Source organism: Pectobacterium carotovorum (assembly GCF_033898505.1).
Taxonomy (GTDB): Bacteria; Pseudomonadota; Gammaproteobacteria; order Enterobacterales; family Enterobacteriaceae; genus Pectobacterium; species Pectobacterium carotovorum_J.
In genome coordinates this window covers 1-9,351 of sequence record NZ_JAXAFK010000011.1, presented here as the reverse complement: position 1 = coordinate 9,351, position 9,351 = coordinate 1, and the positions used below count along the sequence as shown (strand labels likewise).

The 9,351-nt window shown below is 56.5% G+C and carries 1 protein-coding gene; it reads left to right on the top strand.

What is annotated here, in order from left to right:
* A partial coding sequence (locus R9X49_RS23070; protein ID WP_319850576.1) for an Ig-like domain-containing protein occupies window positions 1-9,351 on the top strand: 9,351 nt, incomplete at both ends.

Genomic DNA, 9,351 nt, shown 5'->3' with positions numbered 1-9,351 from the left:
GCGATGTGAATGCCACGGTCACTACACGTGATACCGCGGGCAATGTCACGACGGCGAATGCCAGCCACGCTTACGGCGTGGATACGGTCGCACCAACGGCGTCGATTACTATCGATAACGTCACCAGCGATAACGTCATCAATGCGGCTGAATCCGGTCAGACGATATCTGTCACAGGTAAAGTCGATAACGACGTCAAAGCGGGTGATGCGGTTACCGTTAAAGTCGGTACCGAAACCTACCAGACTACCGTCAATGCGGACGGCAAAACCTGGAGCGTCAACGTGCCGGGCGCCGTACTGGCTGCCAATAGCGATGTGAATGCCACGGTCACTACACGTGATACCGCGGGCAATGTCACGACGGCGAATGCCAGCCACGCTTACGGCGTGGATACGGTCGCACCAACGGCGTCGATTACTATCGATAACGTCACCAGCGATAACGTCATCAATGCGGCTGAATCCGGTCAGACGATATCTGTCACAGGTAAAGTCGATAACGACGTCAAAGCGGGTGATGCGGTTACCGTTAAAGTGGGCACCGAAACCTACCAGACCACGGTGAATGCCGATGGTAAAACCTGGAGCGTCAATGTTCCCGGCTCCGTGCTGGCAGCCAATAGCGATGTGAGTGCTACCGTCACCACGCGCGATGCGGCAGGCAATGTCACGACGGCGAATGCCAGCCACGCTTACGGCGTGGATACGGTCGCACCAACGGCGTCGATTACTATCGATAACGTCACCAGCGATAACGTCATCAATGCGGCTGAATCCGGTCAGACGATATCCGTCACCGGTAACGTCGATAACGACGTGAAAGCGGGTGATGCGGTTACCGTCAAAGTCGGGACCGAGACCTACCAGACCACGGTGAATGCGGACGGCAAAACCTGGAGCGTGAACGTGCCGGGATCGGTGCTGGCCGCCAACAGTGATGTGAGCGCTACCGTCACCACGCGCGATGCGGCAGGCAACGTTACCACGGCCAATACTTCTCACGCTTACGGCGTCGATACGGTGGCACCAACCGCCTCGATTACTATCGACGATGTGACGTCGGATAACGTCATCAATGCGGCCGAATCCGGCCAAACCATTGCGGTCACCGGTAAAGTGGATAATGACGTGAAGGCGGGCGATGCGGTTACCGTTAAAATCGGTACCGAGACCTACCAGACGACAGTGAATGCCGATGGCAAAACCTGGAGCGTCAACGTGCCGGGCTCGGTACTGGCGGCTAACGGCGATATCAATGCCACGGTCACTACACGTGATACCGCAGGCAACGTTACCACGGCCAATACCAGTCACGCTTACGGCGTCGATACGGTGGCACCAACCGCCTCGATTACTATCGATAACGTCACGTCCGATAACGTGATTAACGCGGCCGAGTCCGGTCAGACCATTACGGTGACCGGTAAAGTCGATAATGACGTGAAAGCCGGTGATGCCATTACGGTAAAAGTTGGCACCGAGACCTACCAGACGACCGTCAATGCCGATGGTAAAACCTGGAGCGTGAACGTGCCGGGCGCCGTACTGGCCGCGAATGGCGATGTGAGTGCGACGGTCACCACACGCGATCCGGCAGGCAATGTCACCACGGCCAATACGACTCACGCTTACGGTGTCGATACGGTTGCGCCTGTGGCATCGATATCTATCGACAATGTCACCAGCGATAACGTGATTAACGCGACCGAGTCCGGGCAGACCATTGCGGTGACGGGTAAAGTTGATAACGACGTCAAAGCGGGCGATGCGGTTACGGTGAAAGTCGGCACCGAGACTTACCAGACCACCGTCAATGCGGATGGTAAAACCTGGAGTGTGAATGTTCCCGGTTCCGTGCTGGCCGCCAATGGTGATGTGGGCGCGACGGTGACGACACGTGACACCGCGGGCAATGTCACTACCGCCAATACTACTCATGCCTACGGCGTGGACACCGTTGCGCCAACCGCCTCGATTTCTATTGATAACGTCACGTCAGATAACGTGATTAACGCAGCCGAGTCCGGCCAGACGATTGCGGTGACCGGTAAAGTCGATAACGACGTGAAAGCCGGCGATGCGGTTACGGTGAAAGTCGGGACCGAGACCTACCAGACCACCGTCAATGCGGATGGCAAAACCTGGAGCGTGAATGTGCCGGGCGCTGTACTGGCCGCCAATAGCGATGTGAGCGCTACCGTCACCACCCGTGACACCGCAGGTAACGTCACTACCGCCGATACTACTCATGCCTACGGTGTGGATACGGTGGCACCAACGGCATCTATATCTATCGACAATGTCACCAGCGATAACGTCATCAATGCCAGTGAATCCGGCCAGACGATAGCCGTCACCGGTAAGGTGGATAATGACGTCAAAGCGGGTGATGCGGTTACGGTAAAAGTCGGCACCGAGACCTACCAGACCACGGTGAATGCCGACGGTAAAACCTGGATCGTCAACGTTCCCGGTTCAGTCTTAGCCACCAATAGTGACATCTCTGCGACGGTGACCACGCGCGATCCAGCAGGTAACGTCACCACCGCCGATACGACTCATGCTTACGGTGTAGACACCGTTGCGCCAACGGCCTCAATTACTATCGATAACGTCACGTCCGATAACGTCATCAATGCGGCTGAGTCCGGCCAGACGATAGCGGTGACCGGTAAGGTCGATAACGACGTGAAAGCGGGTGATGCGGTTAGCGTTAAAGTCGGTACCGAGACCTACCAGACCACCGTGAATGCGGATGGCAAAACCTGGAGCGTCAACGTTCCCGGTTCTGTGTTAGCCGCCAACAGTGATGTGAGCGCCACAGTCACCACGCGCGATGCGGCAGGTAATGTCACCACCGCGAATACGACTCATGCTTATGGCGTGGACACCGTTGCACCAACCGCATCGATTACTATCGATAACGTCACCAGCGATAACGTGATTAACGCCAGTGAGTCCGGCCAGACCATAGCCGTCACCGGTAAAGTCGATAACGACGTCAAAGCGGGCGATGCGGTTACGGTAAAAGTCGGCACCGAGACTTATCAGACGACGGTGAATGCGGATGGTAAAACCTGGAGCGTGAATGTGCCGGGCGCCGTACTGGCAGCCAATGGCGATATCTCCGCGACGGTCACCACACGCGATCCAGCAGGCAACGTCACTACCGCCGATACTACTCATGCCTACGGTGTAGACACCGTTGCGCCAACCGCCTCGATTACTATCGACGATGTGACGTCGGATAACGTCATCAATGCGGCCGAATCCGGTCAGACCATTGCGGTGACGGGTAAAGTTGATAACGACGTGAAAGCGGGTGATGCAATCACCGTTAAAGTCGGTACCGAGACCTACCAGACCACCGTCAATGCGGATGGTAAAACCTGGAGTGTGAACGTGCCGGGCGCCGTACTGGCTGCCAATAGCGATGTGAATGCCACGGTCACCACACGCGACACGGCAGGCAACATTACAACCGCAAACACCAGCCATGCTTACGGCGTGGATACGGTGGCACCAATCGCGTCGATTACTATCGATAACGTCACCAGCGATAACGTGATTAACGCCAGTGAGTCCGGCCAGACCATAGCCGTCACCGGTAAAGTCGATAACGATGTCAAAGCGGGTGATGCGGTTACGGTTAAAGTCGGCACCGAGACCTACCAGACGACGGTGAATGCGGATGGTAAAACCTGGAGCGTCAATGTGCCGGGGTCGGTACTGGCCGCCAATGGCGATGTGAGTGCGACGGTCACCACGCGCGATGCGGCAGGCAACGTCACTACAGCCGATACTACTCATGCCTACGGTGTAGACACCGTTGCGCCTGTGGCATCGATATCTATCGACAATGTCACCAGCGATAACGTCATCAATGCCGCCGAGTCCGGTCAGACCATTGCGGTGACCGGTAAAGTCGATAACGACGTGAAAGCGGGTGATGCGGTTACCGTTAAAGTCGGTACCGAGACCTACCAGACCACGGTGAATGCGGACGGCAAAACCTGGAGCGTTAACATTCCCGGTTCCGTATTGGCCGCCAATGGCGATGTGAGCGCGACGGTCACCACGCGCGATGCGGCAGGCAACGTCACGACGGCAAACATAAATCACACTTACGGTGTCGATACCGTCGCACCAACCGCCTCGATTACCATCGATAACGTCACGTCCGACAATGTCATCAATGCCAGCGAATCCGGGCAGACCATAGCCGTCACCGGTAAAGTCGATAACGACGTGAAAGCCGGGGATGCAGTTACCGTTAAAGTGGGCACCGAGACCTACCAGACCATCGTCAATGCGGACGGCAAGACCTGGAGCGTCAACGTTCCCGGTTCAGTCTTAGCCACCAATAGTGACATCTCTGCGACGGTGACCACGCGCGATGCGGCAGGCAACGTCACGACTGCGAATGCCAGCCACGCTTACGGTGTCGATACGGTTGCGCCAACGGCATCGATTACTATCGATAACGTCACGTCCGATAACGTCATCAATGCCGCCGAATCCGGGCAGACCATTGCTGTCACCGGTAAGGTCGATAATGACGTGAAAGCGGGTGATGCGGTTACGGTAAAAGTCGGCACCGAGACCTACCAGACCACCGTGAATGCCGACGGCAAAACCTGGAGTGTCAACGTACCGGGCACCGTACTGGCTGCGAATGGCGATGTGAGTGCTACCGTCACCACGCGTGATAACGCGGGCAACGTCACTACCGCTGATACTACCCATGCCTACGGTGTAGACACCGTTGCGCCAACCGCCTCGATTACTATCGATGATGTGACGTCCGATAACGTCATCAATGCCGCCGAGTCCGGTCAGACCATTGCGGTGACCGGTAACGTCGATAACGACGTCAAAGCGGGCGATGCGGTTATGGTAAAAGTCGGTACCGAGACTTACCAGACCACCGTCAATGCGGATGGCAAAACCTGGAGCGTGAACGTTCCCGGCGCTGTACTGGCCGCCAATGGCGATGTGAGTGCGACGGTCACCACGCGCGATGCGGCAGGCAACGTCACTACAGCCGATACTACTCATGCCTACGGTGTAGACACCGTTGCGCCTGTGGCATCGATATCTATCGACAATGTCACCAGCGATAACGTGATTAACGCGACCGAGTCCGGGCAGACCATTGCGGTGACGGGTAAAGTTGATAACGACGTCAAAGCGGGTGATGCGGTTACCGTTAAGGTCGGTATCGAGACTTATCAGACTACCGTGAATGCCGATGGTAAAACCTGGAGCGTGAACGTTCCCGGTTCGGTGTTAGCTGCGAATGGTGATATCTCCGCGACGGTGACCACGCGCGATCCAGCAGGTAACGTCACCACCGCCGATACGACTCATGCTTACGGTGTAGACACCGTTGCGCCAACAGCCTCGATTACTATCGATGATGTGACGTCGGATAACGTGATTAATGCGGCTGAATCCGGCCAGACGATAGCCGTCACCGGTAAAGTCGATAACGACGTGAAAGCGGGCGATGCGGTTATGGTGAAAGTCGGTTCCGAGACTTATCAGACGACGGTGAATGCCGACGGAAAAACCTGGAGCGTGAATGTGCCGGGCGCCGTACTGGCTGCCAATGGCGATGTGAGTGCTACCGTCACCACGCGCGATCCGGCAGGCAACGTCACTACCGCCGATACTACTCATGCCTACGGTGTAGACACCGTTGCGCCTGTGGCGTCGATCGCTATCGACGATGTCACGTCCGACAATGTCATCAATGCAGCCGAATCCGGCCAGACCATAGCGGTGACCGGTAAAGTCGATAACGACGTGAAAGCCGGTGATGCGATTACGGTGAAAGTTGGTACGGAAACGTACCAGACCACCGTCAATGCCGATGGCAAAACCTGGAGCGTCAATGTTCCCGGCTCTGTACTGGCCGCGAATGGTGATATCTTCGCGACGGTCACCACGCGTGACGCCGCAGGTAACGTCACCACCGCGAATACCACTCATGCCTACGGTGTAGACACCGTTGCGCCTGTGGCGTCGATCGCTATCGACGATGTGACGTCGGATAACGTGATTAACGCGGCCGAGTCCGGCCAGACCATTGCCGTCACCGGTAAAGTTGATAACGACGTGAAAGCCGGGGATGCAGTTACGGTAAAAGTCGGTACGGAAACGTATCAGACCACCGTCAATGCCGATGGTAAAACCTGGAGCGTGAACGTGCCGGGCTCTGTATTAGCCGCCAATGGCGATGTGAGTGCTACCGTCACCACGCGCGATCCAGCAGGCAACGTCACGACGGCCAATACCAGCCACGCTTACGGCGTGGATACCGTTGCGCCTGTGGCATCGATATCTATCGACAATGTCACCAGCGATAACGTGATCAACGCTGCCGAATCCGGGCAGACCATTGCGGTGACCGGTAAGGTGGATAATGACGTCAAAGCGGGTGATGCGGTTACGGTTAAAGTCGGTACCGAGACCTATCAGACCACGGTGAATGCGGACGGCAAAACCTGGAGTGTCAACGTACCGGGCGCCGTACTGGCTGCGAATGGCGATGTGAGTGCTACCGTCACCACGCGCGATCCAGCAGGTAACGTTACGACGGCAAACACTAGTCATACTTATGGTGTCGATACGGTTGCACCAACGGCGTCGATTACTATCGACAATGTCACCAGCGATAACGTGATTAACGCCAGTGAGTCCGGCCAGACCATAGCCGTCACCGGTAAAGTCGATAACGACGTGAAAGCCGGCGATGCGGTTACGGTGAAAGTCGGCACTGAGACCTACCAGACGACCGTCAATGCGGATGGCAAAACCTGGAGCGTGAATGTGCCGGGCGCTGTACTGGCCGCCAATAGCGATGTGAGCGCTACCGTCACCACACGTGACACCGCGGGCAATGTCACTACCGCCAATACTACTCATGCCTACGGCGTGGACACCGTTGCGCCAACCGCCTCGATTTCTATTGATAACGTCACGTCAGATAACGTGATTAATGCCAGCGAGTCGGGTCAGACGATTGCGATCACTGGTCAGGTCGGCAATGAAGTCAAAGCGGGTGATGCGGTTACCGTTAAAGTGGGTACCGAGACCTACCAGACGACGGTGAATGCCGATGGCAAAACCTGGAGCGTCAATGTGCCGGGCTCTGTACTGGCCGCGAATGGCGATATCTCTGCCAGCGTGACAACACGCGATCCGGCAGGCAACGTCACCACCGCCAATACCAGCCACGCTTACGGTGTGGATACCGTCGCACCAACGGCATCGATATCTATCGATGACGTCACCAGCGATAACGTCATCAATGCGGCTGAGTCCGGCCAGACGATAGCGGTTACTGGCAAAGTAGGCGATGAAGTTAAAGCCGGGGATGCAGTTACCGTTAAAGTGGGCAGCGAAACCTACCAGACGACGGTGAATGCGGACGGTAAAACCTGGAGTGTTAACGTACCGGGTTCTGTATTAGCCGCCAATGGCGATGTGAGCGCGACGGTCACCACGCGTGATAACGCGGGCAACGTCACTACCGCTGATACTACCCATGCCTACGGTGTAGACACCGTTGCGCCTGTGGCATCGATATCTATCGACAATGTCACCAGCGATAACGTGATTAACGCGACCGAGTCCGGGCAGACCATTGCGGTAACCGGTAAAGTCGATAACGACGTGAAGGCGGGTGATGCGGTTACCGTTAAAGTGGGCAGCGAGACCTACCAGACGACGGTGAATGCGGATGGCAAAACCTGGAGCGTGAACGTGCCTGGGTCTGTGCTGGCCGCGAATGGTGATGTGAGCGCGACAGTCACCACGCGCGATGCGGCAGGCAACGTCACGACTGCGAATGCCAACCACGCTTACGGCGTGGATACGGTTGCGCCAACCGCCTCGATTTCTATTGATAACGTCACGTCAGATAACGTCATCAACGCCGCTGAATCCGGTCAGACGATAGCGGTGACCGGTAAAGTCGATAACGACGTGAAAGCGGGTGATGCGGTTACCGTTAAGGTTGGTACCGAGACCTACCAGACCACCGTTAATGCGGACGGCAAAACCTGGAGCGTGAATGTGCCGGGCTCGGTGCTGGCTGCCAATGGTGATGTGAGCGCTACCGTCACCACACGCGATCCAGCAGGCAATGTCACCACTGCCAATACCAACCACGCTTACGGCGTGGACACGGTTGCGCCAACGGCATCGATATCTATCGACAGTGTCACCAGCGATAACGTGATTAACGCGACCGAGTCCGGGCAGACCATTGCTGTGACCGGTAAGGTGGGCAATGAAGTTAAAGCCGGTGATGCGGTTACCGTCAAAGTCGGCACCGAGACCTACCAGACCACCGTGAATGCCGATGGTAAAACCTGGAGCGTGAACGTTCCCGGTTCGGTACTGGCCGCCAATGGCGATGTGAGCGCGACGGTCACTACCCGTGATACCGCAGGCAACGTCACCACCGCCAATACCAACCACGCTTACGGCGTGGACACCGTTGCGCCAACCGCCTCGATTACTATCGACAACGTCACCGCCGATAATGTCATCAATGCGGCCGAATCCGGGCAGACGATAGCGGTGACCGGTAAAGTCGATAACGACGTTAAAGCGGGCGATGCGGTGACCGTTAAAGTCGGTACGGAAACGTACCAGACTACCGTCAATGCGGATGGTAAAACCTGGAGCGTCAACGTTCCAGGTACTGTATTAGCTGCCAATGGCGATGTGAGTGCTACCGTCACCACGCGTGATACCGCGGGCAACGTTACGACGGCAAACACTAGCCATACTTATGGTGTCGATACGGTTGCACCAACGGCGTCCATTACAATCGACGATGTGACGTCAGATAACGTGATTAACGCGGCCGAGTCCGGCCAGACCATTGCGGTGACCGGTAAGGTCGATAACGACGTGAAAGCGGGTGATGCGGTTACCGTTAAAGTCGGCACCGAGACCTACCAGACCACCGTGAATGCCGACGGCAAAACCTGGAGTGTCAACGTGCCGGGATCGGTGCTGGCCGCCAATGGCGATGTGAGCGCGACGGTCACCACGCGTGACGCCGCAGGCAACGTTACCACGGCAAACACTAGTCATACTTATGGTGTCGATACGGTTGCACCAACGGCGTCGATTACTATCGACAATGTCACCAGCGATAACGTCATCAATGCCAGTGAGTCCGGCCAGACCATTGTGGTGACTGGTAAAGTTGATAACGACGTGAAAGCGGGTGATGCGGTGACCGTTAAGGTCGGTACCGAGACCTACCAGACGACGGTGAATGCGGATGGCAAAACCTGGAGTGTGAATGTTCCCGGTTCAGTCTTAG